A 26768-nucleotide genomic window follows, 5' to 3' on the forward strand; every position below is an offset into this window, starting at 1 on the left:
TACCCGAAGGGCTGACCCGACCTCCGCACCCCGCTCTGGTGGCTCACAGGGGCAGGGGCCGGTTCTCGACGACGCTCTTCATGACGAGGGTGGAGCTGAGGCGCTGGACGCCGGGAAGGGTGGACAACTGGCCGTCGTAGACCTCCTGGAAGGCGGGCAGATCACGGGCGATGACGCGCAGCAGGTAGTCGGGGTCACCGAACAGCCGCTGGGCCTGCAGGACGTGCGGGACGGCGGCGACCGCCTGCTCGAAGGCGTCGACGGTGTCGCGGTCCGCGGCCCGCATGGTGACGAAGACGAGCGCCTCGAACGTCAAGCCCAAGGCGTGGGCGTCGAGATGTGCCCGGTAGCCGCTGATCGCGCCGGAGTGTTCCAGGGCGCGCAGGCGACGGTGGCAGGGCGAGACGCTGAGGCGGACGCGCTCGGCGAGTTCGGTGATGGTGAGCCGCCCGTCGCGCTGGAGTTCGGCAAGAATTCTCCGGTCTACGTCGTCCATGAGGTGGATTCTCCCTCATAACAGCCCTATAGAGGGAAAGATTGGAAGCACATTCCGGCTATACGCACATAAACTTCCTTCTCGAATCCGCAGATCTGTGGGATTTACGCGAGCGCGAAGGAGAAGCAAGGTCATGCCCGTCGGTACCATCGCCGCGTTCTGGGCGGTGTCGTTGATGTTCGTGGTGACACCAGGGGCGGACTGGGCCTACGCGATCACGGCGGGACTGCGCCATCGGACGGTGCTGCCGGCGGTGGGCGGCCTGCTGGCCGGGCATCTGGCGGCCACCGTGCTGGTGGCGGCCGGAGTGGCTGCCCTGGTGGCCAGGTCGCCGCTGGTGATGACCGCGCTGACCGTGGCGGGCGCGGCCTATCTGGTCTGGCTGGGGATCGGCATGCTGGCTCGCCCTTCGGTCCCGCAGGCCGGTACGGAGCAAGCCGCCACCTCGTGGGCGCGGCAGGTGCTGAAGGGGGCGGGGATCAGCGGGCTCAACCCGAAGGTGTTCCTGCTGTTCCTGGCACTGCTGCCGCAGTTCACCGACCCGGACGCCAGTTGGCCGCTCGCGGTGCAGATCGTGGCGCTGGGGCTGGTGCACGTGGCCAGCTGCGCCGTGGTCTACACCGGGGTGGGCGCGGGAGCGCGCCGGGTGCTGCGGGCGCGGCCCGCCGCGGCCCGGACGGTGAGCCGCTTCTCCGGCGCCGCGATGGTGGTGATCGGTGTGTTGCTGCTGGTGGAGCAGCTGGTCGGGTAGAGGCCGAGGTGTACGCGGCAGGCGCGGGGATCGTGCCTGCCGCGTTCCGGACCGATGGGTGTCGTGTGGGATCAGCGGGTGGCGCGGGCTGCCGCTGTGATGACAGCGGTGGTGGTGTCAGGCTGGGAGATCATGATCACGTGTGAGGCTTCCCTGACTTCGCTGGTGTGCGCGCCGGCACGCGTGGCCATGAACCGCTGGGCTGCGGGTGGGATGGCCTGGTCGGCGCCGGCGACCAGGTACCAGGAGGGGATCGTCTTCCAGGCGGGCGCTCCGCTCGGGGAGCCGAGCGCGGCCAGGGCGGCCGGGCGCTGCGTGGCGGCCATCAGCGCGGTGTCGCGGGCGGGCAGGTCGGCGGCGAAGGCGGCGCGGAATGTGGCGGGGTCGATGTAGGCGTCGGTGCCGGTGCCGCCGCCGGGCAGCGGGTACTGGCGGGTGATCAGGCTGGTGGGCAGCTGGCTGCCGGGGAACTTGCCAGTCAGGTCGAGCGCCGACTCGGCCTCCTCGGGTGCGAATGCGGCGATGAAGACCAGCGCCTTGACGTTGGGGTGGCCGGTGGCGGCGTTGGAGATGACCGCTCCGCCGTAGGAGTGGCCGACCAGGATGACCGGTCCGTCGATGCTGGAGACGATGCTCGACAGGTAGGCCGAATCGCCTGCCAGGTCGCGCAGGGGGTTGGCGGGGGCGATCACCGGGTAGCCGGCCCCTTGGAGCCGGGCGACGACCTTGTTCCAGCTCGAGGCGTCGGCGAACGCACCGTGGACCAGCACCACGGTGGGTTTGGCCGTATGCCGGCTCGCCGCGGTGGCGGCGGCCGACGAGGAGAGAGCCGTGACCAGGATGGCCAGCATGGCCAGGACGGCCAGCGTCACGGGCAGCAGGATTCGGATGCCCGGCCGGGAGAGTGGAGAGGTCTGCGTGGACACGTGCGCGGACATGGCGGATCTCCTTGGTAGAGGTGAAGGTGTCAAGCGAGGCGCTGAGGCAGCGGGAGGCTTAAACCGTCGTCCGCCCGTCGGGGCAGGGCAGGGGCGCGGAGTGGGAGCAGTGCGCCTAGGCCACCGGCGGAGGGCCCGCCACGCGCAGGCGGTACGCCTCGGCCGAGGCGACGATGGCTTCGATGTCGAAGGAGGCCGGCGCGTCGTTCACGTCGGAGATGGGCGAGCTGTTGGCGGCGAACCACTTCTCGATGCCGGCGGGGCCGAAGGCGGCGACCATGCGGGCGTTCGGTGAGCGGACCAGGTAGCTGTGCGGGACGCCGCGGGGGCCGTGCGCGACGGCACCGGCGTGCAGGTCGTAGCGGTCGTCCCCGACGAAGAAGGTGATCTCACCATCGAGCACGATCCAGATCTCGTCCTCTGCCTCGTGAACGTGCAGGGGTGGCGCGTGGCCCTTGGGGTCGGTGAACTCCATCACGCTCAGGGTGCCGCCGGTCGCCGTGCCCGGCACCAGGATCTGGACCCGGCCGCCGAGGAACCAGAAGGGGTTCTGCGTGTCGCCGGAATGGGGTGGAAGTTCGTTGTTCATGTGGCTGCTCCTGTTTCGGTGTCGGGTCAGTTCTTCTTGAGGAAGCGCAGGAGTGTGCGGGTGAGCTGTTCGGGCTGTTCCTCGAAGATCCAGTGACCGGAGTCCTCGATGACGATCCCGGTCACATGGCCGGCGTACTTGCGGACTTGGGCAGGGACGAAGTCACCGAGGCTGCCGCGGGCGCCGATGGCGAGTACGGGCATGGTGAGCTTCTTCGCGCTGTACGCGCTGTTGTCGGCGACGTCCTTGGGCAGGGCGCGGAACCATTCGAAACTCGCCCGCAGGTGAGCGTCATCGCGCAGGTAGCGGGCGTACTCGCGGACCTGTCTGTCGCTGACGCCGTTCTTCTTGACTTCGAGGGAGTCGACGAAACGCTCCACCCACTGCTCTTCCCTGCCGTTCACCATGCGCTCGGGCAGGCCGTTGCGGACGCTGAAGTAGCCGAAGTTCCAGAAGCCCGGCCCCTTCGCGGTGAGGGAGGGGAAGGTGTAGAGGGTCTTGTCGGGGATGGGGGCCTCGCTGAGGACCAGCTTGGTGACGTCGCCGGGGTGGGCGGCGGCGTAGGCATAGGCGACCATCGTGCCGATGTCGTGCCCCACGAGCCTGATGTCCCGCTTGAGGCCGAGCTTGGTCAACAAGCCGTGCAGGTCAGCGGCGAGGGTCTTCTTGTCATAGCCACTGGCGGGTGCGTCGCTCTTGCCTGCTCCGCGTAGATCCGGCGCGATGACCGTGTAGTGCCTGGCGAGTTCGGGCAGGATTTCGCGCCAGGTGTACCAGGTTTGCGGGTATCCGTGCAGCAGGACCAGCGTCGGCCCGTGTCCACCGCGCACGTAGTTGATCGCGACGTCGCCGACCTGAACTCTCTGCTCGCGAAAACCTGCCGGAACGCGCGGCTCATTGCCGGTCTTCGACGGTGTCTTGGAGGCGATGGCTGCGATGGGCACCGGGGCGGCCAGAGCGGAGGCGGCAGGGGCGAGGTAGGCGAGCATGCCGATCACCGCGATCGGGATGACGACGCCGGGGCGTCGCAGGCTGTTTGCCGGGAGCCCCGACATCGCTGTGTTCATGGCGCAAACCGTAGAAACCGGCTCGCTTGCCGGGCGAGCGTCACTTAACTGCGTCACCGAGCGCTACATGACTGCAGGCCGAGTTCCGCACGCTCAACGCTCTGCGCGGACCCATGCCGTCCGGGCGGCGATCGACCAGGCCGGAGGCTTTAGGTGGCGGGTGCCAACAGAAGAGCGATGACTTAAGGTCGCTGCCTACGATCTTCGCCGTAAGCTTTGGGTGATCTCCACCCGATCGCGGAGAAGGAGCACCCGATTACCACACCCAGCTTCGCGGAGGTGCTGCGTCGCCATCGGCACGCGGCACGTCTGACGCTGGAGCAGCTCGCCGAGGCCTCGGGGGTCAGCGCCCGGACGCTGTCGGACATGGAACGCGGACGCAGCAAGGGTCCCCAGCATCGGACCGTCACCGCGCTGGCCGATGCCCTCGGCCTGGCCGACGCCGACCGCAAACAGCTCGTCGAGCTGGCGCGCGAGGGCCGCCTGCGCGATCACTGGGCCCGCCCGACCGGGCTGTGCGAGCTGCCGCGCTCCGTCGGCGACTTCACCGGTCGAGTCGCGGGACTGGCCTGGATCAGCGAGCTCTTGCGCGCCGGGGACACGCCGGGCGCCGCGGGTGTGGGGCTCATCACCGGTTCTGCCGGGCTGGGCAAGACCACGTTGGCCGTCCGCGCCGCGCACGCCCTGCGGCCAGACTTCCCTCACGGGGTGTTCTTCCTCGACCTGTTCGGTATGTCTGCGCAGCCCCTGCCCGTCGACGATGCCTTGGGCATGCTGCTTCGCGCACTCGGCGTCGCGGATCACCAGATCCCGGGCGACGTCGCCGGGCGTGCGTCCTTGTACCGGTCCCTGCTGCGTGACCGGCGCGTGCTGATCGTGCTCGACAATGCCGCCGCCGAGGAGCAGGTCCGGCCGCTGCTGCCGGGCGGCGGGGCGGGAAAGGCCCTGGTGACCAGTCGCCGCCTGCTGGCCGGTCTGGAAGGAGTGCGCAGACTCGCCCTCGGGCCCTTGCCCCTGCTGGAAGCCACCGAGCTGCTGACCGGAATACTCAAGGACCGCGGCGCCTCGGACGAAGGATCGGCCGTCGGGCAGCTCGCGCAGCTGTGCGGGGGTCTGCCGCTCGCGCTGCGGATCGCCGGAAATCGGCTGGTCAGCCGACCCGGCTGGAACGCCGCCGACCTCGCCGCCCGGCTGACGAATGAGGAGCGCCGCCTGGACCAGCTCAGCGCCGGCGATCTCAAGATCGCCACCGCGTTCGGGTTGTCCTACGAGCAGCTGGCCACCTCGACGCGACGGCTCTTCCGCCGGCTCGCCCTGGTGCCGGGCCGCAGCTTCGACGCCGCTCTGGCCGCCGTGGTGGGCGGCACGTCGATCGAGGAGGCATGGGACGCCCTCGACGAACTCGTCGACCTCGGTCTGCTGCAGGACAGCACGTCGGAACGCTACCGTTTCCACGACCTGGTCCGGCTGTTCGCCCGGGATCGGCTTCAGCAGGAGGAGCCCGCGGCCGAGCGCGACGCGCTCACCGTGACGATGACGTCGTGGCTGCTTCGGACGGCCACGACCGCCGGGCGGTGGTTCGAGCCCGGGTATGGCGTTCCTGACCAGGCCGGCCCCGATGCAGCTGAGCTGTCCTCCCCGGAGGAGGCCGACCACTGGCTGCGCGTGAACGCGGACAACTGGCTGGGCGCGTTGCGCCACGGGGGGAGCATCGGCCGGTTCGCCGCCGTCCTCGACTGCGCCGAGTCGATGGACTGGTTCTCCGACCGGTGGATGCACGCGCCGCACTGGTACGAGGTGTTCACCCTCGGTGCCGAGGCCGCCGCCGCCCTGGGCGATCCCGGTCGGCAGGCCGCGCAGCTGAACATGTTGGCCTGGGTTTATCTACTGCCGCGAGATGATCCGGAGGCCACACTGCGCTATACGGCCCAGGCGATGGACCTGGCAACCCGCAGTGGTGCCCCGATCCAGATCGCCTTGGCCCACCACCATGCGGGGGGCGCGCTTCGACGGCTCGGGCGTCTCGATGAGGCCATCGCGTCGGAAACCCAGGCGGCGGAACTTCATAAGTCCAACGGCGACATGGATCGGTACTGCCACTCTCTCGGCGCCATCGGCACTTGCCTGCGCGATGCCGGACACCACACCAAGGCATTGGAGCAGTACCTCGGCTTGCTGGCTCTGCTGGACGACGACCGCTCGGGGGTGACGCCGAGCGTCGTGGCGATCATCCGGCCGATCGCGCTGGCACGCGTCGGCGATTGTCTGGGACTGCTCGGCCACCGGGCTGAGGCGATCATCAAGCTCACCGAGGCGATCAGCCTCATGGAGCAGGCTCAGTTGTCTGTCCCGCAGGCCCGCTCTCTGGAGACACTGGCGGCCTTGCTGGCCGAGGAGGACCGGACCGGCGAGAGCCGCCGTACCTACGCGCGGGCGGCCGAGGTGTACGAAGCCATCGGCGACGCCGAGGCGAGCAGCCGCTGCCGCGACCTGGCGGACGTCTGACGCTCGGGCCTACTTCTGCGTCCTGTTCTGCGTGGCCGGGCCGCGCGCACGCGACTTGGATGGAGAGCACCAGGACCCGCGCCGGGCCTGTCCATCCAGGTCAGGAGCGACCATGACCACCATCAGGAACGTCGTGCTCGTGCACGGTGGCTTCGTGGACGGATCCGGCTGGCAGGGCGTCCACGGCGAGCTGACCAGGGACGGATTCCGCGTCCACATCGTGCAGAACCCGACGCTGTCGCTGGAGGATGACGTCGCGGTGACCCGCCGGGTCCTGGACGGTCTCGACGGCCCGGCCGTCCTGGTCGGCCACTCCTACGGCGGGGTCGTCATCAGCGAGGCTGGCACCCACCCCAACGTCACGTCGCTGGTATACATCGCCGCGTTCGCCCCGGACAACGGCGAATCGGTCAGCGCCCTCATCGGCGGCTCGCCGGCGCCGCCCATCCTCCCTCCCCGGGAGGGCTTCCTCTTCCTTGACCGCGACACGTTCGCCGCCTCGTTCGCCGCAGACCTGCCCGGCCAGGTGGCCGCGTTCATGGCCGACTCCCAAGTCCCGTGGGGCGTGGACGCCTTCGGCGGGTCGGTCACCGAACCGGCCTGGCGGCACAAGCCCAGCTGGTATCTCGTCGCGACCGAGGACCTGATGATCCCGCCGCCGGCTCAGCGCATGATGGCCGAGCGCGCCGGAGCGAAGGTCGTCGAGGTCATCGGCAGCCACGCCGTCTACGTCTCCCAGCCCGCCGCGGTCGCCGACCTCATCCGCGAGGCCGCCATCTGACGGCAGGTGGGGCGGCGCCACCCCCAAAGAGCGCCGCCGCCTGCGAGCCGCCCAGAACACGCATCCGCAGAACTGAGCGCATCAGCGAAAGGCCTGAATCCTCATGATCCGCGTTTCCGACGAACGCATGGTGCTCGTCCCCGACGGCACCCTCATCACCGCCACCAAGTTCGCTGGACGGGACCTCGAGCGCACGCGACCATGGCTTCATATGCCAGCAAACCAGCCAGTAATAGCGCTTTTCGGGCGGGAGTCCGAACAGCGGCGTCTCGGCGATTTCGTGGACGGCGTCCACATGAGCGGCGGGGCGATGCTGGTGCGCGGCGAGGCGGGGATCGGGAAGTCGGCCCTGTTGCTGGACACGGCGGGGATCGCGGCCGCGCGTGGCATGCGGATCTTGCGGACGGCCGGTGTGGAATCAGAGACGCACATGCCCTTCGCCGGGCTGCATCAGGTGCTGCTTCCGCTCCGTACCGAGATCGGGGAACTGCCCGCCCCACAGCGCGACGCGCTGGGAGCGGCGTTCGGGTTGACCGACGCCCGGGTGCCGGACCCGTTCCTCATCGCCCTGGCGGCGCTGAACCTCCTGGGCGAGGCCGCCGCCCGCTCACCCGTCCTGCTCCTTGTCGAGGACGCTCACTGGCTGGACCGCGCCAGCGCCGACGTGCTCGCGTTCGTCGCGCGGCGGCTGGACTCCGAACCGATCGTGCTGCTGGCCGCGATACGCGACGGTTTCCAGAGCCCCCTTGACGGGGCAGGGCTGCAGGAGCTGCTCCTCGAACGGCTCGATGACACCGCCGCGACCGCCTTGCTGGACGCCTGCAGCCCCACCCTGACGCCGGCGGTGCGCACACGGTTGCTGCGGGAGGCCGCGGGAAACGCCTTGGCCCTCGTCGAGCTGCCGATCGCCGCGGACACGCGGGACGGGAAGGGGCCCCTGCCGCCCGGGTGGCTCCCGCTGACCACCCGGCTGGAACAGGCCTTCACCACCCGCATGTCGGGGTTGCCGTCGACCCTTCGGACCATGCTGCTGGTGGCCGCGCTCAACGACAGCACCGCCCTTTCCGAGACCCTCGACGCCACTGCGCTGATCACCGGTATACCGGTCACGGCAGACGATCTGGCTCCCGCTGTCACCGCACGGCTGGTCGACGTGCACGAAGCCGGAGTGTCGTTCCGGCACCCGCTCATGCGCTCGGCGATCTACCAGAGGGCGAGCATCTCCCAGAGGCGCGCGGTGCACGCCGCCCTGGCCGACGTCCTCACCGGCCAGCCAGACCGTCGCCTCGGGCACCGCGCGGCATCCACCGCCAGGCCGGATGAGAGCATCGCCGTCGAGCTGGAGACCACGGCCAAAAGCGTGCGACGCCGGGGCGACCTGTTGTCGGCCGTCGCGGCGCTGGAGCACGCGGTCAGGCTCAGCGAGAATCCCGCTCACCGGTGTGAACGGCTGGTGCGGGCCGCCGAGTACGCCGCCGAGATGGGACGGCGCGATATCGTCGTGCGGCTGCTGGGCGAAGGCGAGCGGCTGCAGCTGTCGGCCCAGCAGCGGGCCCGTATCGTGTGGATCCGCGAGAGCTTCGAGGACGGCATCCGTGACGACAGCGCGGCAGCGCACTCACTGGCCGACCTCGCCGAGACGATGGCGGCGCAGGGGGACGTCGATCTCGCGCTGAAACTCCTGTCCAGCGCGTCCTTACGATGTTTCTGGGCTCATACCGACGAGCAGTCCCGGCAACGCGTCGTCACCGTGGCCGAGGGCCTGCCCGTCGACGATCTGGACGGGCGGTTGCTGACGGTCCTGGCGTTCGCGGCTCCCATCGAGCGTGGCAAGATCGTGATCGAGCGATTACGCCATCTGGCCGCCCACCCGGCCGGCGGCCGGCCGGCGGCCCGCCTGCTCGGCAGCTCGGCGTTGATGGTGGGGGCGTTCGACCTGTCAGAGGAATTCTGCGCCGCGTCGCTGCCGGCCCTGCGCGCGCAGGGCCGGCTCAGCCTCCTGGCACGAGATCTCGGGGCACAGGCGTGGAGCGCGGCCCGGCTGGCCAACCTGAGCGTGGCCATCCCCGCGGCCGAGGAGGCCGCCCGTCTGGCGCACGAGACATCCCAGCCGCTGATGCACGCCATCGCTCAGGCCTCGGGCGCGGTGCTCGCCGCGCTACGCGGCGAACAGGATCGCGTGGAGAGCCTCGCGGTGGCGGCCGAGCAGATGGCCCTGCCCATCGGAGCCCGCCCCGTGCTGGCCACGGTACAGCTCGCGCGCGGGCTCGCCGCGCTGGGCGAGGGACGTTACGCCGACGCCTTCCACCATCTGCGACGAATGCACGACCCCGCCGATCCAGCCTTCCACCTGGCACTGCGCTGCTTCTCCGTCGCCGAACTCGCAGACGCCGCGGCGCACAGCGGGCAGAACCGCGCCGTCGCCGGCATCATCGAGGAACTGGAGGCGGTGGCGCTCACCACACCATCGCCGTCCTTGCACGCCGACCTGCGCTACGCCCGGGCCGTCCTGGCCGACGAGGCGGCAGCAGAGCCCTTCTTCGACGCCGCGCTCGGGGCCGACCTGCGGCGATGGCCCTTCGTACGGGCTCGGGTACAGCTGGCGTACGGTGAATGGCTGCGGCGCCAGCGGCGTATAGCCGAGTCGCGGGCGCCCTTGCGTATGGCTCGCGAGACGTTCGACGCCTTGGGGGTGATCCCCTGGAGCGAGCGAGCGCGCCAGGAGTTGCGGGCCTCCGGCGAGAGCAGCCGCAGGCGCAGCACTGAAGCGCGCGACGTGCTGACCGCGCAGGAACTCCAGATCGCCCAGATGGCGGCTGATGGCCTGACGAACCGGGAGATCGGCGAGAAGCTCTATCTGTCTCATCGAACCGTCAGCTCCCACCTCTACAGGATCTTCCCCAAGCTGGGGATCACCTCGCGATCGGCGTTGAGCACAGCCCTGCGCGTACCAGCCTGACCTCACCGTCTCGCTCGGGTGACGCTCGGTGACGCAGTCATGTGACGCTCGCGAGGCGCGCAAGGGGCTTCCTACGGTGAGGCCATGACTACAGCGAGCTCCTTCAGGAACGGCAGCACCCCGACCGTCGTGCTGGTCCACGGCGCCTTCACGGACGCCTCGAGCTGGGCGGGCGTGATCGCCGAGCTCCAGGATTCCGGGATCCCCGTGACCGCTGTGGCCAACCCGCTGCGCGGACCGGCCACCGACGCCGCCTACCTCGCCGGCGTCGTCGCCGCGATCGACGGACCGGTCCTGCTGGTGGGTCACTCCTACGGCGGTGTGGTCATCACCCGGGCCGGAGCCCAGCCAGGCAACGTGATCGGGCTGGTCTACGTGACCGCTTTCGCCTTGGAGGCAGGGGAGAGCGTGCTGGACGTCACGGGCCGCTTCCCCGACAGCCTGCTGGGCCCGGCGCTGCGGCCGGCCGTCTTCCGCGCAGGCGATGGAGAGGAGGCCGTGGAGCTGTACCTCAAGGACGACCAGTTCCCCGCGGTGTTCGCCGCCGATCTGCCCGAGCGCCTCACCTCGGTGGCGGCCGCCGCGCAGCGCCCCATCGCGGCTGTGGCGTTCGAGGAGAGCTCTCCCGCCGCGAGCTGGAAGACCCTGCCGTCCTGGTACGTCGTGGCGACCGCCGACCAGGCGATCCATCCCGCCGCACAGCGTTTCATGGCCCAGCGCGCCGGGGCCGAGACCATCGAGGTCGACGCCTCACACGCGATCGCGCTGTCGCAACCGGCAGCCGTGGCCGGCCACATCCGCACCGCCGCCACCGCGACCCAGGCGGTCAAGCACACCCATCCGGTATGACAGTCGTGTTCCTGAGGAGCAACCGATGACCGCACCGACCATTCCCGTCATCTTCATCCACGGCCTGTGGCTACACGCCACCTCCTGGTCCTCCTGGACCGAGCTGTTCACGACCGCCGGCTACGACGCGACGGCCCCCGGCTGGCCGGGCGACAGCGAAAGCGTTGAACTGTCCAGAAAAGACCCCGACAGCATCGCCGACCACGGCATCGACGACGTCGTCGCCCGCTACACGGAGATCATCAACGCTCTGGACGTCAAGCCGATCCTGATCGGCCACTCCTTCGGCGGCATGATCGCCGAAAAGCTGCTCGGGCAGGATCTGGCCAGAGCCGCGATCGCGATCGACGCCGCACAGATCAAGGGAGTGCTGCCGCTGCCGCTGTCGGCGCTGCGCTCGACCCTGCCGGTGTTCAAGAACCCGGCCAACAAGCACCGGGCCGTCTCCCTCACCCTCGACCAGTTCACCTACTCGTTCGGCAACGCCATCCCGGCTGAGGAGGCCGCCGAACTGTACGAACGCTGGACCATCCCCGCGCCGGGCAAGCCGCTGTTCGAGGCCGCCGCCGCCAACTTCTCCCTCCACTCACCCGCCAAGGTCGACACCGGCAACAACGCCCGGGGACCGCTGCTCCTGATCGCCGGCGGCAAGGACCACACTGTCCCCGAGACCGTCACCAAGGCGACCCTCAAGCAGTACCGGGACTCCACCGCGATCACCGACTTCCAGGAGTTCCCCGACCGCGGCCACTCCCTGACCATCGACCACGGCTGGCGTGAGGTCGCCGACACCTGCCTGACCTGGCTCACCAGGAACGACCTTTAGACGAGCTGAAAGCGATCCGCAGCGTTGATCGCCATCACCGGTCAACGCTGCGGACTGTGCCGCGGAAAGGGCTGCGATGGACTTGAAACCGCGGGGCGAGCCGGCGCATCTCATCGCCACCGCGCCGGCACACGGACGCCTCGGCTCCTTCGGGTTGACTCGCTTGATGGGGGCAGCCTACGGCGGCCGTCTCCCTCGTGGGGCCCGGTGCCCATCTGTCGTGTGGGGGAGATACGGGCAGGCCATTCCGGTCGTGTGAGCGATGACCGGCGGATGCGCTGCGCCATAGCGTTTTCCGGCGGCCCTCTCCAGCCGCGTTCGCGCTGGTCGCGCGGAGCACGTTCACTACGGAACAGGCAGATGACGATGAACCCATCCCAGGCCGCCCCCCGCGCCCGCCGCATCTCGTGGGTGGTGCTGTTGGCGGCGACCGCCGCCATGGTCTCGTCCGAGGCCGGCGCCGGCACCGCCCCAGGCGGGGTGAGCGGCTCGGCGCACCGGTTCGAACAGCAGACGATCTCCTGGCACGCCTGCAAGACCAGCCCGGACGACGAGACGGGCGCGCAACTGCAGGCCGTCGGCGCGCGTTGTGGCGAGGTCACCGTCCCGCTGGACCACCGCGATCCCGGCGGCCGGACGATCAGCATCGCGGTGGCCCGGCGGCCGGCCGTCGACCCCGCGCACAAGCTGGGCACCCTGATCGTCAACACAGGCGGGCCCGGCCCGTCGCGAGACGGCGTCACCGCCATCGCCAAGGGGCTCCCCGGACTGTCGCCGCACGGCGCACCGCACCTCGCCGCCCGCTACGACCTGGTCGGGATCGACCCGCGATTCTTCGGCAAGAGCACTCCGCTGGAATGCGGCTGGCCGACCAACCTCGCTTTGCGCTTCCGGCAGTTCGCTGCCCCAGACCGGTCGAGCTTCGACGCGAGCGTGGCCAACGCCAAGGACCTGGCAGCGCGCTGCAAGCCCCTCGCCGACCGGCTGCCGTTCGGCTCGACCCGCGACATCGCCCGGGACATGGACATCGTGCGCGCCGCCCTTGGCCAAGCCCGGATCTCCTATCTCGGCTGGTCATACGGCACATACCTCGGCGCGGTCTATCTCCAGCTGTTCCCGGATCGGGTGGGCCGGATCGTCCTGGACAGCGCCCTCGACCCCGATATCTACGGGCCCGGAGCCACCCGGGCCCTCGGACCGGCCGACGCCGCGGCGCTCAAGGACTGGGCAGGATGGGTGGCCGAACGCAGCAGCCGATTCGGCCTCGGCGACACCGCGGACGCCGTGCTGGCCGGCGTCGACCGGATCTATGCCGCCGCCCGCCGACACCCACTGCAGGTGGGCTCGTACCAGGTCGACGAGACGATGATCGCCGGGCTGCTGCTCACCGTCGAGGACACCGACGCCGCCTACGCCGACTTCAGCGCCAAGGTCCGCAACCTGCGTGACGCCGCCAACGGCCGGAAGGTCACCCCCGCTCCCGCCCTGGCCCAGCTACTGGCCCTGTACGCGAACACCGATGTGCTTCCCGAATTGAACGTCAGCGCGACCACCGCCACGCAGTGCGCGGACCGTGCGGCCTCGCGCAACCCGAAGACGTACTGGCGCGACATTCGCGACCACCTCGCGACCGAACCGCTCTACGGGCCGCTGTTCCGCAACATCACCCCGTGCGCGTTCTGGCCGACGAAGCCGATAGAAGCACCCACCACAGTCGGCAACGACCACCCCGCCCTGATCGTCAGCGCGAGCGGCGACCCGGTGGCGCCCTACCCCGGCCAGCGGGCCATGCACGCGGCGCTGCGTGGGTCCCGCATGGTCACCCTCGCCGGCGCGTTCCGGCACGGGGTGTACCTGGCGGACGGCAACGGCTGCGTCGACACCGCCGTGCAGAACTATCTCCTGGCCGGAAGGCTGCCCAGCAGCGACCTCACCTGCGCCCGAAGCTGATCCCGTGGCCCGGCCCGGTGTTCACCGCTCGCCGGGCCGGACCGCACCGGCCTCGTACGCCAGGATCACCGCCTGCACCCGGTCCCGCGCCCCCAGTTTCGCCAGGATCTGACTGACGTGCGTCTTCACCGTCCCCTCCGCCACCCTCAGCCGCTCGGCGATCTCCGCGTTGCGCCATCCTCGGGCCATCGCCATCAGCACCTCCCGCTCCCGTACCGTCAGCGTCGCGACCAGGCGTACGGCGTCCGGGTCGAAGGCCGGCGCGAGCTGGTCCAGCAGGCGGCGGGTGGTCGACGGCGCGAGTACCGCGTCACCGGAGTGGACCGCCCGCAGCGCGGCGAGCATCTCCTCGGGCGGGGCGTCCTTGAGCAGGAAGCCGCTGGCGCCGGCCCGGATCGCGGCCAGCGCGTACTCGTCGAGATCGAACGTGGTGAGCACGATGACCTTGGGTGGCGCCGGCAGCGCGACGATTCGGCGGGTCGCCTCGATCCCGTTGAGCACCGGCATCTGTACGTCCATCACGACCAGGTCCGGCCGCGACGCCCGGGCCTGGTGCACCCCGCTCACCCCGTCGCCGGCCTCACCGACCACCGTCAGATCCGGCTGCGAGTCGATCACCATCCTGAACCCGGCCCGTACGAGCGCCTGGTCCTCGACCAGCAGCACCCGGACCGGTGGTGCCGCCGGGCCGGTCACCGCGACACCGGGATCCTGGCGCGCAGCGCCGCCCCACCGCCGGGCCGGGGCGCCAGCGTCACAGTCCCCCCGTATGCGCTGACGCGCTCACGCATCCCGAGCACCCCGTAACCGGAGTAACCGGAACCGGACGAGACAGCGGGCGGCCCGCAGCCGTCGTCGAGAACGTCGATCTCCAGCAGCCGCGACCCCCAGCGCACCGCCACGTCGGTGCACGCGCCCGCACCGGCGTACTTCATCACGTTGGTCAGCCCCTCCTGGACGATCCGGTACGCCGCCAGCGACAGACCGGGCTCCACACCCCCCGGCGGCAGGTCGAGTGTCAGGTTGACCGTGACCCCGCCGGCCCGGATCTGTTCGACGAGACCGGGCAGGTCGTCGACGCCGGGCTGGGGCGCCCCGAAAGTCCCGGGCCTGCCGGGCGTCGCGTCGCCGTCGCGCAGCACGCCCAGGACCCGGCGGGTCTCCGACAGGGCGCGCCGCGCGTGGTCGCTGATCGCGGTCAGTGCCGCGGTCCCGGCTTCCGGTGTCCCGGCGTACCGCCCGCCGTCGGCCTGCGCGATCACGACCGCCAGGGAATGCGCGACCACGTCGTGCATCTCCCGGGCGATCCGGGTGCGTTCGGCGAGTACGGCCAGCCGGGCCCGCTGATCGCGCTCGATCTCCAGCAGCCTGGCCCGCTCGGCCAGCGCCTCGACCTGCCTGCGCCGCACCCGCTGCAGGGCGCCGATCGCCCACGCCGTCGCCCCGGTGCTCGCGAAGAAGGCACCCACCAGCAGGTGAGCCCAGGCCGGGCTCGGAATCATCGGCAGGTTCGCCCCGGCGAGCACCGCCACCAGCAGCGTCACCGCCAGCCCCAGCCGACTCGCCCACACCCTCCCATAGGCCGCGACGGCGTGTACGGCGATCGGGACCGCGACGTCGGCGGGCAGCGCGCCACTGCTGCCGCCCACCGTCAGCCACTGCACCAGCGCGACCCCGGACACCACCACAAGACAGATCTCTGGACGCACCCTGCGCACTGCCAGCGGACCCAAGAGCAGCGGCGACACCACCAGGTACCCGGCGTCGGCCCGCACGGCCAGCCCGACCACCTCGCACACCACGGCCAGCGCCAGGGCGGCCGCACCGTCGACGGCCACGACCCGACTGCGCATCCAGGAGATCACCCGTTCACCGGGCGTCGCATCGACCAAAGCCACACACCGACGATAGAGACCCATGGGCCCCTTGAACTCCGCCTCCAGACAGAGAACGGCCCGCCCGCGGTCCTTCTTCAGGCGGAGAGACCGCGAGTTCATGCAGGGCGTGGAGACTCCTTTCCGGGGACTGCTTGACCGCAGTCCATAGCGCGCGTCGCAGCTCGCGCACCTTCCCCGACCGTCCGCAAGCCGGGCTCGGCTTGGGTCGAACTGCTCCGCCCGTCGCAGGCCGGTGCGGAGCCCGCGGGCACGTGCGCATCGGCTACGCCCGCGGTGGAGTACACGCTGTCCGGAGGGTGGCCGCTCGCCCAGGATGAGGAGGCGGTGGAGGCGTTCCAGGTGAAGGTCGCCGAGCACATCCACGCCGGACCCCGCGCATGAAGAAGGCCCGCCGCGCTGCGTGCGTGACGGGCCTCTCTCCCCCAGGGAGTTCGGGTCTACCGGACTACTCGACCGCCTCGACAGCCCCTATGTACGGCGGTCGGCGGGCCGGCCGCCGTACATAGGGGCTCACACGCTCTTGGCGCCGATGCGCTTGATCCAGTGCTGGCAGTAGACGCAGGCGCCGCGGTCCTTCCAGCCCTGCGAGGTCTTCTTACCGCCCCATGTGCCTCCGGGGTGCCACACTCGAGCGTGGAAGACGAAGATGTCCCCAGGGATCTCCTTGATCGAGTTGACGCCGGCGCCGGGGCCGTTCAGCCAGCGCTTGAGCGCGTCCACCTCGGCGCATGACTCCGGCGGCCAGTTCTCCGACTGCGTGATGCCGCGGACCAGTTCGGTGATGAGAGGGGTGATGAGAGGGTTGGTCACGAGTCCGTGCATGTCCTGGCCGCTGAAGCCTTCGTAGGTCACTCCAGGCGAGCCGATCACGGCCATGCCGCAGACGACTCGCCCCACCGGCGCGCCCTCTCTGTTGCTCAGCAGCCCCGCGCTGTGGCGGTTGCAGATGCTCATGGCCGTGGAACGGGCCGCAGTCTCGGCGTCGGTGATCTTCCTCGCTTCGGCCTCGACCCTCTGGCGCTCCCGCTCGATGTCGTCCTTCGTGGTCTGGTCGTCGACGTAGGCCTGCCAGGCGCCCCGGTCGCCGTCGTCTTTCAGCCACTGCTGGAACTGAGTGATCGCGGTGCCGGGGGTCATCTCGTTCAAGCTGACCCTGGTCTCGAAGGTCGTGAGTTTCCTCCTCAGCGCTTCCATCGCATCCAGGTCGAAGCCCGACCTTGCGGTGCGACTGTCGCAGAGGGCGGCGACCTGCGCTTTCCGCAGGTAGAACCACCCCTTTACGGTGACACTGTCGGCCGTGGCGGCTGGAAGGGGGGTGAAGAACGGATAGGGCTCCATCGACCTCATCCTCTAGCTGGACCGTTCCCAAGACGGTCGGGTTAGCAAAACGTACGCCCCGCGTGAGCGCCCGGAAAGCAGTGCTGCGGTAAGGGCCGCCCGCAACAGGACCTATTGCCTGTTGGGGCTGTGCCCGGAATACGGCCGAGACGTACAGGGGGCACTGTCCGGTTGACATAAGGGGATGTCGAGCGCGGCAACCTGCGAAAACACGGACTGTCGCGGAGTGGTGCCCGACTTGTCCATCGGTGTTCGAGCTCTACACCCAGCAAGGACCGCACCATCTTCGGCGCGATCAAGTCGACATGTACGCGACCGCCGTGACGGCGCTCACTACCCGCTGACATTGACAAAAATGCTTGCCGTTGTGGCAAAGTGAGTCTATGGACGATGACGGGATTGTTCTGGACGACGTTCTGCATGCCGTCGGGCCACGGCTGCGGACCCTGCGCCAGCAGCGCGGCGCTACCCTGACCGAGCTGTCGGAGTCCACCGGCATCTCGATCAGCACCTTGTCGCGCCTGGAGTCCGGGCAGCGCCGGCCTACCTTGGAGCTGTTGCTGCCCCTGGCGCGCGCCCACCAGGTGACACTGGACGAGCTGGTCGACGCGCCGCCCACCGGTGACCCGCGTGTGCAGTTGCGCTCGTTCAACCGCCGTGGCTCCGTCTTCATCCCGCTCACCCGCCGGCCCGGCGGGCTCCAGGCGTTCAAGCAGGTCATGCCACCGAACTGGCCCGGCACCGAGCCCGATCCCCGGGTGCACGAGGGCTACGAGTGGCTCTACGTACTGTCCGGGCGGCTGCGCCTGGTTCTCGGCGAGCACGATGTGATTCTCACGCCCGGCGAGGTCGCCGAGTTCGACACCCATATCCCGCACTGGTTCGGCAATGCCGGTCCCGAGCCGGTCGAGATCCTCTCCCTCTTCGGGCCTCAGGGCGAACGTCTCCACGTCCGCGCCCAGCCCGCCGGCAAGTGAGCTGATCTCGCGATCGACGGCGCACGTTACGGGATGACGTCCGCCGCGATCTTCGCGGCGGCGTGCCGGCACGAGGAGAGTCGCCCGCGCCTGGCCACCTCGTCCCTGCCGCAGGTGCGTACCGTCACCCGTAGCCGGGGCTGCGCCGCCCGCGCCGCCGCTGATGTTCGGCTGAGCGGCCGAGTTGCCGGCGCGACGCCATCCGCCGATGGTCGCGACCCCCGCGCTGCCCGGCTTCGGGGTGCCCGGCCAGTAGGAGGTCCGGAAGATCTCGCACGGCAATCAACCGGCCCCGCGGACACCGCGGCCATCGGTCTCTGAGGAGACTCTGATAGAAGAATGCCCATCACCGGGGTGGCCGGTGGTGGTGGTTTCTTCGTTGGAGGTCCTTGTGCTCGTGCTGGCGGTGGCTCAGCCGGACTGCGTGTCGTACGACGTGGCAAAGAACGCGGTCCGGCAGGCGGAGATGGTGCGAAGAGCGGAGGCCAGGGTGGTGATTTTTCCGGAACTGTCCCTTACCGGGTATCACGTGGACGCTCCGGCGATCACCATGGAAGATTCGAGGCTGGAGCCGATCGTGGAGGCCTGCGCGGAGGCGGGGGCGGTGGCCCTGGTGGGGGCGCCGGTCAAGGAAGCGGGGCTTGAGTACATCGCCACGCTGGCGGTGGACGGCGGTGGGGCCAAGGTGGCTTATCGCAAGGTTCACGTGCATTCCAGCGAGGAGCGGTTCGCCTGCGGGCAGCGGCCCGAGGTGATCGAGGTGGACGGCCTGCGGTTGGGGCTGGCGATCTGCCGGGACATGGGAATCGCGCAGCATGCCGAAGACACCGCCGCGCTGGGGATCGACGTCTATGCGGCCGGGGTGGTCCATCAGGCGGCGGAAGTGGCGGTCCAGGAAGAGAGAGCGCGGCGAATCGCCACCGATCACCATGTCTGGGTGGCGGTGGCGAGCTTCGCGGGACCGACCGGCGGTGGCTTCGAGCACACGGCCGGGCGCTCGGGGTTCTGGAGTCCGGGCGGCGAGCTGGTCGCTCAGGCAGGACCGGAGCCGGGGGAGGTCGTCCGGCTGACCATCGGCTAGCCGACCTGCGAACCCGCTGGGTGAGAGTCGGCCGCGCCGCGTAAGAGCTGCCGGTCACGCCGTCTCCGGCGGACCTGGGCGAGAGGCCCGTGAAGGCATCGCGGTCTCTGGCGGACCTGGGTGAGAGGTCCGTGAAAGCAGCGCGGCACTTCGGGCTGGCGGCTGACGCCGCGATCGCGGCCGAGAGCACGGAGGGGCTCGCCAAGGGGACGTTCATGCACTATCAGGCATGGGCGCCTGAGGCCGGCTGGACCAGCGAACGCCCCGAGCGGCCACGCGGCTGCCGGCTCAGCAACCGTCAGCTCCCATGACAGGCCCCGCCATGGACCATCGTGCCCTGCGGCGGTGCGGTCATCGCCCGGAGACCTGACCTCGACGCCGGAACACACCGGTCACGACTCCAGGAAGCGGAGTACGGCCAGCACGCGGCGGCTGTAGCCGGTCTGGTGTGAGAGATGGAGCTTGTCGAACAGTGAGTTGACGTGCTTTTCCACGGCGCTCTGCGACACGTGCATGGCCTGGGCGATCGAGGCGTTCGTCAGTCCCTGGGCCATGCGTTCGAGGACGTCGCGCTCGCGCGGGGTGAGCCGGGCCAGCGGGTCGATCTGGGTGGTGCGGGCCAGCAACTGGCGTACGACCTCCGGATCGAACGCCGCTCCCCCGGCGCCCACCCGGTCGAGCGCGTCGAGGAAGTCGGCTACCTGCGCCACCCGGTCTTTCAGTAGATATCCGACACCTTCCACATCGCCGCTCATCAGCTCCGTCGCGTACTTCTTCTCCACGTACTGCGACAGGACCAGCACCTTGACGGTGGGCCAGCGTCGCCTGATCTCCAGCGCGGCGCGCAGGCCCTCGTCGGTGTGGGTCGGCGGCATCCGTACGTCGACCACCACGATGTCGGGCCCGTGGGCGGCCACCGCCTCGACCAGGGCGGGACCGTCGCCCACGGCGGCGGGCACCTCGTGGCCCTCCTCCACGAGCAGTCGTAGCAGGCCCTCGCGCAGCAGCGTCGAGTCTTCGGCAAGGATCACCCGCACGGCAGCTCCGCCACGATCGTGGTCGGGCCGCCCGCCGGGCTGACCAGTTGGAACCCGCCGTCGAGTGCCGCCACCCGGCGCGCCAGCCCCGACAGGCCGCTGCCCGAGGCGGTCGCGCCGCCCCGGCCGTCATCGATGACCCGCACGACGATCATTGTGCCCTCCCGGTGCACGTCAACGGTGATGAGTGTGGCTCCCGCGTGCTTGGCGGCGTTGGTCACCGCCTCGCAGGCGACGAAGTAGGCGGCCGTCTCCACCCCCATCGGCGGGCGCGTGGCCAGGTCGCAGGACACCTTGACCGGCACGCTCGATCGCTCGGCCACCCCCGCCAGCGCCTCGCCGAGGCCGAGGGAGTCGAGGCCGCTCGGGTAGACCCGCCAGGCCACCTCGCGCAGCTCGGCCAGCGCCTGCTGCGCCTCCTCGTGCGCCTGGTCCAGCAGCTCGGGACGACCGCGCCGGGACCGGCCGACCAGCATCGACAGGGCGACCAGACGCTGCTGGAGGCCGTCGTGCAGGTCGCGTTCGATCCGGCGGCGCTCGGAGTCGACCGCCGCCACGATCCCGGCCCGGCTCTCGGCCAGCTCGACGATCCTGCGCTCGAGTCTCTCGGTCGGATCGGGGCCGAGCACGCGTCGGGCCAGCCGCTGCTCGAGCGCGTGCACGCCCACCACACCTGAGAGGTTCAGGAAGAGCAACAGCAGCCCGATCATGGCGAAATAGATGAGGATCGGCCAGGTGGGTGTGATGTCGTCGAAGGTGCCTCCGGTCCCCCAGGCCCAGATGGCGCGGACACCCGTCACCACCCCGATCAGCAGCAGCCCCACCACCAGCCCGCCCAGCACCCCGACCGGAACGCGCAGCGCGAGATAACGCGTGGCCCGCCCGCCCACGTCGAACTCCGCCGGGTCCAGGGACAGTCGGCGCGTCTCCAGCAGGACCAGCCGCCTGGCCATCGCCCGCGTGTTGGGATAGCCCAGGAAAGGCAGCGCCACCAGCAGGAACGCCAGGTCGGCCAGGGCGGTGGCCGCGCCCAGCGACACCGCCACCAGCAGCCGCAGGCCCTCAGCGACGGGACGCATGCCTGGCCTTGCGCCGCTCCGCCACTCGTACCCCGATGAAGACGAGCACCGCCAGCACGACCACGCCGATCACCACGTTCGTGCCGACTCCCACGTAGGCCTCCACCAGCGACCAGTTCTCGCCCAGGTAGTAGCCGGCGAGCACGAAGATGGTGTTCCAGATGAGGCTGCCGGCGGTCGTCAGCAGGGTGAACGTGAGCAGCGGCATCCGCTCCACCCCCGCCGGGATGGAGATCAGGCTGCGGAAGATGGGGATCATCCGCCCGAAGAACACCGTCTTCTTACCGTGCTTGAGGAACCACGCCTCGGTCTTCTCGATGTCGGAGACCTTCACCAGCGGCAGCTTGGCGGCGATCGCCAGCGTGCGGTGGCGGCCGAGCAGCGCGCCCACCCAGTAGAGCGCCAGCGCCCCGAACACCGACCCCGCCGTGGTCCACAGCAGCACGTCGAGCAGGTCCATCTCACCCCTGCTCGCGGTGAACCCCGACAGCGGCAGGATCACCTCGCTCGGCAGCGGCGGGAACAGGTTTTCCAGTGCGATCGCCAGGCCCGCCCCGGGGGCGCCCAGAGTCTCCATCAGTGCGATGAGCCAATCAGTCATGGTGTAGAGGCTAATCAAGATCCAATATGGCGGTAATGAGGTGGGCGGCAGATCTCGCCTGTGGTAAACCACAGGTGTTTCGTACCGTACACTGTACGGCCGTGAGCCCAATGACGGATCTGGTACTGCAGGCGGTCGTCTTCGAGCCCGGCGACCCGCCCAGAGAGGGGCGGATGGCCTTCCTCGCCCCGGACGGGGACGCCACGGTGACCGTGGTGGAGGAGCATGGCGGTGAGCTGCGTGTTCTGGAGGCCGGGGCCACCCGCGTCCCGGTCGCCGACGCCGTGGCCGCGCTGGCCAGGGCCAGGAGTGACGCGGGTGCCCATCCGGCGGCGCGGTTCTGGGGCGCGGTGGCGCTGGTCGCGCTGCAACTGGTCGCCAGGGGGCGGATCCTGCCGGGGGTTTCGGCGGGCGACTTCGACTCCTGGCGGGCGGGGCCGTTCGACACGGCCGACGTACAGCGCATCCGGGAGCTGGCCGACGCCATGCCCGCCGCGGCGCGGTCCGTACCCCTCGAAGGCGGGGCCCCAGGCGACGGTGGGCGGCCCGAAGGCGACAAACTGCCCACCCGCGATGGCGCGGGAGGGGTGCGGTTGAGGGATGCGGAGTCGCTGGTCCGGGCGTTCCTGGACGCGGTGGCCGACGCGATGCCGCGCTCCCCCGGCGCCGTCCGCGCCACCGGCACCTCGGCGTTCGCAGCCGTCAAACCGGTCAAAGTGCCCCGGCTGCGTGCCTGGGCGGACGAGGTGTCCGCGGGGCTGGACTCCGGCGTACGCCTGTCGCTGCGCCTGGAGGCCGACAGCCTGGAGCAGGCGGAGTTCCGGGCGGTGGTCCAGTTGCACAGCCTGGCCGACCCGTCCCTGGTGGTGGACGCCGCCGACCTGTGGGAGGGCAGGGACCCGGGGTTCGGCCCCCGTGCCAGGATCGACGCCACGCTGGCCATCAGACGGGCCGCCCGCGCCTGGGCCAGGCTGGAACGCCTGCTCGACAACGCAGTCCCTGACGAGCTGACCCTGTCCGGCGGTGACGTGGAGGACCTGCTGGCCGGCGCCGCCGAACGCCTGGGCGCGGCCGGTGTCGAGGTCCACTGGCCAAGGGAGCTGGTACGCGGCCTGAGCGCCCGCGCCGTCGTCGGCGAGCGCGACAGCGCCCCGTCCGACCTGCCGTCCTTCCTCGGCGGCCATCACCTGACCAGCTTCGACTGGCAGCTCGCCCTGGGCGGCGAGCGGCTGACCGCGGCCGAGATGGACCGGCTCGCCGAGGCGCACCGGCCCGTCGTACGGCTGCGCGACCAGTGGGTGCTCATCGAGCCGGACCTGGCCCGCAAGGCCCGCCAGCGCGACCTCAAGCCGCTGAGCGGCCTCGACGCCCTCGGCGCCGCGCTGACCGGCACCGTGGAGGTCGACGGCGAGCAGGTGCCGGTCGAGCCGAGCGCCTGGCTGCGCGAGCTGCGCGACCGGCTGTCCGAGCCCGAGGAGATCGCCGCGCCGGAAGGTCTGGACGCGCGGCTGCGCGACTACCAGCTGCAGGGCCTGCGCTGGCTGGCCAGGATGACGTCCCTCGGGCTCGGCGCCTGCCTGGCCGACGACATGGGCCTGGGCAAGACGATCACGCTGATCGCCCTGCACCTGCACCGGGGCGGCGGGCCCACGCTGGTCGTCTGCCCCGCCTCGCTGCTGGGGAACTGGGAGCGGGAGATCTCCAGGTTCGCTCCGGGCGTCCCTGTCCGCCGATTTCATGGAAATAGCAGGACATTGGCTGATGAGGGCTTCGTACTGACGACATACGGCACGATGCGGATGGATGCCGCGAGGCTCGCCGCGCACCCGTGGGACCTGCTGGTGGCCGACGAGGCCCAGCACGTCAAGAACCCCTCCTCGGGTACGGCCAAGGCCCTGCGCGAGATCCCGGCGGCCGCCCGCGTCGCGCTGACCGGCACCCCCGTGGAGAACAACCTGTCCGAGCTGTGGGCCATCCTCGACTGGACGACGCCGGGGCTGCTCGGCTCGCTGGGCAGGTTCCGCTCGCGCTGGGCCAAACCGGTCGAGTCAGGCGACCCTGTGGTGGCCGAACGGCTGGCCAGGCTCGTGGGGCCGTTCCTGCTGCGCCGCCGCAAGTCCGACCCCGGCATCGCGCCCGAACTACCGCCCAAGACCGAGACCGACCGCCCGGTGGCACTCACCACCGAACAGGCCGGGCTCTACGAGGCGGTGGTCCGCGAGATCATGCACCAGATCGAGAGCGCCCAGGGCATGGCCAGGCGCGGCCTGATCGTCAAGTTGCTGACCGGGCTCAAGCAGATCTGCAACCACCCGGCCCATTACCTGCACGAGGCCGCGCCCAGGCTGACCGGCCGGTCCGGCAAGCTCGAACTCCTCGACGAACTCGTCGACACCATCGTCGCCGAGGACGGCGCGGTGCTGGTCTTCACCCAGTACGTGGCCATGGCCCGGCTGCTCGACCGGCACCTGACGGATCGAGGGATCGCCACCCAGTTCCTGCACGGCGGCACCCCGGTGCCGAAACGGGAGGAGATGGTGCGGCGCTTCCAGGAGGGGGCGGCACCGGTGTTCCTGCTGTCGCTCAAGGCGGCCGGCACCGGACTGAACCTCACCCGAGCCGACCACGTCATCCACTACGACCGCTGGTGGAACCCGGCCGTCGAAGACCAGGCCACCGACCGCGCCTACCGCATCGGCCAGGACAAGCCCGTCCAGGTGCACCGGCTGATCGCGGAGGGCACGATCGAGGACCGCATCGCCCAGATGCTGGCAGCCAAGCGCTCGCTGGCCGACTCCGTCCTGGCCTCGGGCGAGGCCGCCTTCACCGAACTGACCGACGCGGAACTCGCCACACTCGTGGAGCTCAGATGAACGCTGTCCGAGGATTCCCGGCATTCCCCTCGCAACGGGCCGGCGCCCGCTTCGCCACCTCCTGGTGGGGCCGCGCCTGGATCCAGGCCATCGAGGACACCTCCCTCGACCAGACCCTCCTGCGCAAGGGCCGCACGTACGCCAAGACCGGCCAGGTCGGCCCCATCACGGTCAGTCCGGGCCGCATCGCCGCCGTCACCGAGAGCGAGTACGACACCGTCGTCCACGTCGAGCAGCTCGCCGCCCCCGATTGGCAGCGCTTCCTCGACCAGGTGGCCGCCAAGGCGGGGCACATCGCGGCGCTGCTCGACGGCGACATGCCCCACGACCTGGTCGAGGACGCCGAGGACGCCGGAGTTCCGCTGCTGCCGACGGTCGGCGATCTCGAACCGGAGTGCTCCTGCCCCGACTGGGGCCACCCGTGCAAGCACGCCGCCGCCCTGTGCTACCAGGCGTCGTGGCTGCTCGACGCCGACCCGTTCGTCCTGCTGCTCATGCGCGGGCGGGGCGAGCGGGAGCTGATCGAGGCGCTGCAGGGCCGTGACATCCCCGCGCCCGATGTCGCCGCCGACGCCGGCATGCCCGCCGCGGTGGCGTTCGGGCTGGGCGTGCCGCCGTTGCCGGGGGCGCCGCCGTTCGACGTCGCGTTCGCGCCGCTCGGGCTGGAGCCCGCACCCGGCGTCGACGTGGCCGCCTTGGAGGTGCTCGCCGCCTCAGCCGCCGACCGGGCCCGCGAGCTGCTGCTCACCGGGCGGCTGGCCGTACTGACCGAATATCAGGACCGGGTACGGCTGGCCGCCGCCCACGACCTCGACCTCGGCCTGGAAGCGGCCGTCCAGGCCTGGCGGTACGGCGGCGCCGACGGACTGGAGGCGCTCGAATCGGCCTGGACCCCGCCCAAGCAGGACCTGGCCAGGGCCCGGACGCTGCTCCGGGCCGGCTGGGAGGGCGAGCACCCACCGGAGGTTGAGGCATGGCGCAACCGCTGGACCATGGGCGCCCGGCAACTGCGTTACGGCCGCGACGGCCGCTGGTACCCGTTCGCCGATCGCGACGGCCACTGGTGGCCCGCCGGCCCACCGGAACGCGACCCGTCGGCGCTGGTGGGCTAGGGATCGTCCCGCGCCGGCCGAGGCGGCCGGTGCGGGCCCGCCTGCCCGTCCCTGTCAGGGCACGAAGACGATGCGGCGGTCGCTTCCGCCTAGCCAAGACGGACGCGACGAACAGCCGCGCTGCTCCTCGGCGAGGAAGTTGACCGGCATCCACGACTCCCGCGTTCCAGGACAGCCGGGCTCCCCGGCCCGGCCGCATGGGAAAATGCTGGGGTGACCGCACGACGTATCGCCTACCAGGGCGAGCCCGGCTCGAACTCCCACTCGGTGTGCAAGCACCACTACCCCGACTGGCATGCGGTGCCGTGCGCGTCCTTCGAGGACGTGTTCGCGGTGGTGGAGAACGGCGAGGCCGAGCTGGCGATGATCCCGATCGACAACTCGATCGCCGGCCGGGTCGCCGACATCCACCACTTCCTGCCGACCTCGGGCCTGCACATCATCGGCGAGCACTTCCTGCGCATCCAGTTCAACCTGATGGCGCCGCCGGGCGCGACCCTGGCCACGATCAAGACCGTGCACAGCCACGTGCATGCCCTCGGCCAGTGCCGCCGGATCATCCGCGAGCACGGCCTGGTGCCGATGATCGCAGGTGACACCGCCGGCGCCGCGCGCGAGGTGGCCGAGGCGGGCGACCTGACCCAGGCGGCGATTGCGCCCCCGCTCGCGGCGGAGATCTACGGCCTGCACATCCTCGCCCGCGACGTCGAGGACGAGGAGCACAACACCACCCGGTTCGTGGTGCTCAGCCCCGACTTCGTGCAGGCACCGCGCGGCAAGGGCCCGGTGATCACCTCGTTCGTCTTCAACGTCCGTAACCTGCCGGCCGCGCTCTACAAGGCGCTCGGCGGGTTCGCGACCAACGGCATCAACATGACCAAGCTGGAGAGCTACATGGTCGGTGGCCACTTCGCGGCCACTCAGTTCCTCGCCGAGGTCGACGGCCACCCCGAGGATCCCGGCCTGAAGAACGCGCTGGAGGAGCTGGCATTCTTCACCACCGACGTGAAGATCCTCGGGGTCTACCCGGCCGACCCGTTCCGCGCCGGCTGAGTCTCGAG

Annotated in this window: 23 protein-coding genes; 13 read left to right on the forward strand and 10 right to left on the reverse strand. The window is 70.4% G+C overall.

Annotated elements, in window-relative coordinates; translation table 11 throughout:
* Window positions 1-43: 43 nt before the first annotated feature.
* Window positions 44-496: an Lrp/AsnC family transcriptional regulator gene (locus AB0F17_RS55785; RefSeq protein ID WP_358042106.1), complete on the reverse strand. Its 453-nt coding sequence runs from the start codon at window positions 494-496 to the stop codon at window positions 44-46.
* A 133-nt stretch (window positions 497-629) separates the two neighbouring features.
* Between AB0F17_RS55785 and AB0F17_RS55790 the strand changes: the two genes are divergently transcribed.
* Window positions 630-1247, forward strand: a complete 618-nt coding sequence (locus AB0F17_RS55790) for a LysE family translocator (protein WP_358042109.1) — start codon at window positions 630-632, stop codon at window positions 1245-1247.
* 71 nt (window positions 1248-1318) lie between these two features.
* Here the strand turns inward: AB0F17_RS55790 and AB0F17_RS55795 are convergent, their stop codons facing one another.
* The 3 genes from AB0F17_RS55795 to AB0F17_RS55805 all read right to left on the reverse strand — a co-directional run bounded on the left by AB0F17_RS55795 (window position 1319) and on the right by AB0F17_RS55805 (window position 3841).
* Window positions 1319-2185, reverse strand: a complete 867-nt coding sequence (locus AB0F17_RS55795) for an alpha/beta hydrolase (RefSeq protein ID WP_358042112.1) — start codon at window positions 2183-2185, stop codon at window positions 1319-1321.
* Window positions 2186-2300: 115 nt separating this feature from the next.
* Complete coding sequence (locus AB0F17_RS55800; protein WP_358042115.1) at window positions 2301-2774, reverse strand: cupin domain-containing protein; 474 nt, start codon at window positions 2772-2774, stop codon at window positions 2301-2303.
* A gap of 26 nt (window positions 2775-2800) precedes the next feature.
* Window positions 2801-3841, reverse strand: a complete 1041-nt coding sequence (locus tag AB0F17_RS55805) for an alpha/beta hydrolase (RefSeq protein ID WP_358042117.1) — start codon at window positions 3839-3841, stop codon at window positions 2801-2803.
* Between the two features lie 279 nt (window positions 3842-4120).
* Between AB0F17_RS55805 and AB0F17_RS55810 the strand changes: the two genes are divergently transcribed.
* From AB0F17_RS55810 to AB0F17_RS55835, 6 genes are all read left to right on the forward strand, one after another.
* On the forward strand, window positions 4121-6346 hold the full coding sequence (locus AB0F17_RS55810) for a helix-turn-helix domain-containing protein (RefSeq protein ID WP_358042120.1): 2226 nt from the start codon (window positions 4121-4123) through the stop codon (window positions 6344-6346).
* A 112-nt stretch (window positions 6347-6458) separates the two neighbouring features.
* Complete coding sequence (locus AB0F17_RS55815; RefSeq protein ID WP_358042123.1) at window positions 6459-7127, forward strand: alpha/beta hydrolase; 669 nt, start codon at window positions 6459-6461, stop codon at window positions 7125-7127.
* A gap of 103 nt (window positions 7128-7230) precedes the next feature.
* Window positions 7231-10086: an AAA family ATPase gene (locus AB0F17_RS55820; RefSeq protein ID WP_358042126.1), complete on the forward strand. Its 2856-nt coding sequence runs from the start codon at window positions 7231-7233 to the stop codon at window positions 10084-10086.
* Between the two features lie 84 nt (window positions 10087-10170).
* The gene (locus tag AB0F17_RS55825) at window positions 10171-10935 is read left to right on the forward strand and encodes an alpha/beta hydrolase (protein WP_358042129.1); all 765 of its coding nucleotides are present in this window, start codon (window positions 10171-10173) and stop codon (window positions 10933-10935) included.
* A gap of 25 nt (window positions 10936-10960) precedes the next feature.
* Complete coding sequence (locus AB0F17_RS55830; RefSeq protein WP_358042131.1) at window positions 10961-11761, forward strand: alpha/beta hydrolase; 801 nt, start codon at window positions 10961-10963, stop codon at window positions 11759-11761.
* A gap of 360 nt (window positions 11762-12121) precedes the next feature.
* Window positions 12122-13711: an alpha/beta hydrolase gene (locus AB0F17_RS55835; protein WP_358042134.1), complete on the forward strand. Its 1590-nt coding sequence runs from the start codon at window positions 12122-12124 to the stop codon at window positions 13709-13711.
* A gap of 21 nt (window positions 13712-13732) precedes the next feature.
* Here the strand turns inward: AB0F17_RS55835 and AB0F17_RS55840 are convergent, their stop codons facing one another.
* From AB0F17_RS55840 to AB0F17_RS55850, 3 genes are all read right to left on the reverse strand, one after another.
* Window positions 13733-14407, reverse strand: coding sequence for a response regulator transcription factor (locus AB0F17_RS55840; protein ID WP_358042137.1), 675 nt, complete (start codon window positions 14405-14407; stop codon window positions 13733-13735).
* The gene (locus tag AB0F17_RS55845; RefSeq protein ID WP_358042140.1) at window positions 14404-15609 is read right to left on the reverse strand and encodes a histidine kinase; all 1206 of its coding nucleotides are present in this window, start codon (window positions 15607-15609) and stop codon (window positions 14404-14406) included. The genes AB0F17_RS55840 and AB0F17_RS55845 overlap by 4 nt, the downstream gene beginning before the upstream one ends.
* Window positions 15610-16119: 510 nt before the next feature.
* Window positions 16120-16947, reverse strand: coding sequence for a hypothetical protein (locus AB0F17_RS55850; protein ID WP_358042143.1), 828 nt, complete (start codon window positions 16945-16947; stop codon window positions 16120-16122).
* A 383-nt stretch (window positions 16948-17330) separates the two neighbouring features.
* Here AB0F17_RS55850 and AB0F17_RS55855 point away from each other — a divergent pair, with 383 nt between their 5' ends.
* The 3 genes from AB0F17_RS55855 to AB0F17_RS55865 all read left to right on the forward strand — a co-directional run bounded on the left by AB0F17_RS55855 (window position 17331) and on the right by AB0F17_RS55865 (window position 19316).
* Window positions 17331-17924, forward strand: a complete 594-nt coding sequence (locus AB0F17_RS55855; RefSeq protein ID WP_358042145.1) for a helix-turn-helix transcriptional regulator — start codon at window positions 17331-17333, stop codon at window positions 17922-17924.
* Window positions 17925-18315: 391 nt separating this feature from the next.
* Window positions 18316-19005, forward strand: a complete 690-nt coding sequence (locus AB0F17_RS55860) for a carbon-nitrogen hydrolase family protein (protein ID WP_358042148.1) — start codon at window positions 18316-18318, stop codon at window positions 19003-19005.
* A gap of 131 nt (window positions 19006-19136) precedes the next feature.
* Window positions 19137-19316, forward strand: a complete 180-nt coding sequence (locus AB0F17_RS55865; RefSeq protein WP_358042151.1) for a hypothetical protein — start codon at window positions 19137-19139, stop codon at window positions 19314-19316.
* A gap of 81 nt (window positions 19317-19397) precedes the next feature.
* On the opposite strand, the gene AB0F17_RS55870 is transcribed toward AB0F17_RS55865, so the two are convergent.
* From AB0F17_RS55870 to AB0F17_RS55880, 3 genes are read right to left on the reverse strand one after another with little or no spacing between them, the layout of a single operon-like run.
* Window positions 19398-20042, reverse strand: coding sequence for a response regulator transcription factor (locus AB0F17_RS55870; RefSeq protein WP_214634157.1), 645 nt, complete (start codon window positions 20040-20042; stop codon window positions 19398-19400).
* Window positions 20033-21121 carry a histidine kinase gene (locus AB0F17_RS55875; RefSeq protein ID WP_358042154.1) on the reverse strand — a complete coding sequence of 363 codons (1089 nt, stop codon included), beginning with the start codon at window positions 21119-21121 and terminating at the stop codon, window positions 20033-20035. The genes AB0F17_RS55870 and AB0F17_RS55875 overlap by 10 nt, the downstream gene beginning before the upstream one ends.
* The gene (locus tag AB0F17_RS55880; protein WP_358042157.1) at window positions 21105-21722 is read right to left on the reverse strand and encodes a DedA family protein; all 618 of its coding nucleotides are present in this window, start codon (window positions 21720-21722) and stop codon (window positions 21105-21107) included. The genes AB0F17_RS55875 and AB0F17_RS55880 overlap by 17 nt, the downstream gene beginning before the upstream one ends.
* 110 nt (window positions 21723-21832) lie before the next feature.
* Between AB0F17_RS55880 and AB0F17_RS55885 the strand changes: the two genes are divergently transcribed.
* The 3 genes from AB0F17_RS55885 to AB0F17_RS55895 all read left to right on the forward strand — a co-directional run bounded on the left by AB0F17_RS55885 (window position 21833) and on the right by AB0F17_RS55895 (window position 26760).
* Complete coding sequence (locus AB0F17_RS55885; protein WP_358042281.1) at window positions 21833-24595, forward strand: DEAD/DEAH box helicase; 2763 nt, start codon at window positions 21833-21835, stop codon at window positions 24593-24595.
* Window positions 24592-25707: an SWIM zinc finger family protein gene (locus tag AB0F17_RS55890; RefSeq protein WP_358042160.1), complete on the forward strand. Its 1116-nt coding sequence runs from the start codon at window positions 24592-24594 to the stop codon at window positions 25705-25707. The genes AB0F17_RS55885 and AB0F17_RS55890 overlap by 4 nt, the downstream gene beginning before the upstream one ends.
* A 213-nt stretch (window positions 25708-25920) precedes the next feature.
* On the forward strand, window positions 25921-26760 hold the full coding sequence (locus AB0F17_RS55895; protein WP_358042164.1) for a prephenate dehydratase: 840 nt from the start codon (window positions 25921-25923) through the stop codon (window positions 26758-26760).
* The last annotated feature ends 8 nt before the right edge of the window (window positions 26761-26768 follow it).

The sequence above is a fragment of the Nonomuraea sp. NPDC026600 genome (genome assembly GCF_040638335.1).
In the GTDB taxonomy this organism is placed as follows: Bacteria; Actinomycetota; Actinomycetes; order Streptosporangiales; family Streptosporangiaceae; genus Nonomuraea.

Coding starts and splice junctions, on each gene's coding strand:
- AB0F17_RS55785 (WP_358042106.1), bottom strand. CDS start 496: ATGGACGACGTAGACCGGAGAATTCTTGCCGAACTCCAGCGCGACGGG.
- AB0F17_RS55790 (WP_358042109.1), top strand. CDS start 630: ATGCCCGTCGGTACCATCGCCGCGTTCTGGGCGGTGTCGTTGATGTTC.
- AB0F17_RS55795 (WP_358042112.1), bottom strand. CDS start 2,185: ATGTCCGCGCACGTGTCCACGCAGACCTCTCCACTCTCCCGGCCGGGC.
- AB0F17_RS55800 (WP_358042115.1), bottom strand. CDS start 2,774: ATGAACAACGAACTTCCACCCCATTCCGGCGACACGCAGAACCCCTTC.
- AB0F17_RS55805 (WP_358042117.1), bottom strand. CDS start 3,841: ATGAACACAGCGATGTCGGGGCTCCCGGCAAACAGCCTGCGACGCCCC.
- AB0F17_RS55815 (WP_358042123.1), top strand. CDS start 6,459: ATGACCACCATCAGGAACGTCGTGCTCGTGCACGGTGGCTTCGTGGAC.
- AB0F17_RS55820 (WP_358042126.1), top strand. CDS start 7,231: ATGATCCGCGTTTCCGACGAACGCATGGTGCTCGTCCCCGACGGCACC.
- AB0F17_RS55825 (WP_358042129.1), top strand. CDS start 10,171: ATGACTACAGCGAGCTCCTTCAGGAACGGCAGCACCCCGACCGTCGTG.
- AB0F17_RS55830 (WP_358042131.1), top strand. CDS start 10,961: ATGACCGCACCGACCATTCCCGTCATCTTCATCCACGGCCTGTGGCTA.
- AB0F17_RS55835 (WP_358042134.1), top strand. CDS start 12,122: ATGACGATGAACCCATCCCAGGCCGCCCCCCGCGCCCGCCGCATCTCG.
- AB0F17_RS55850 (WP_358042143.1), bottom strand. CDS start 16,947: ATGGAGCCCTATCCGTTCTTCACCCCCCTTCCAGCCGCCACGGCCGAC.
- AB0F17_RS55855 (WP_358042145.1), top strand. CDS start 17,331: ATGGACGATGACGGGATTGTTCTGGACGACGTTCTGCATGCCGTCGGG.
- AB0F17_RS55875 (WP_358042154.1), bottom strand. CDS start 21,121: ATGCGTCCCGTCGCTGAGGGCCTGCGGCTGCTGGTGGCGGTGTCGCTG.
- AB0F17_RS55880 (WP_358042157.1), bottom strand. CDS start 21,722: ATGACTGATTGGCTCATCGCACTGATGGAGACTCTGGGCGCCCCCGGG.
- AB0F17_RS55885 (WP_358042281.1), top strand. CDS start 21,833: ATGACGGATCTGGTACTGCAGGCGGTCGTCTTCGAGCCCGGCGACCCG.
- AB0F17_RS55890 (WP_358042160.1), top strand. CDS start 24,592: ATGAACGCTGTCCGAGGATTCCCGGCATTCCCCTCGCAACGGGCCGGC.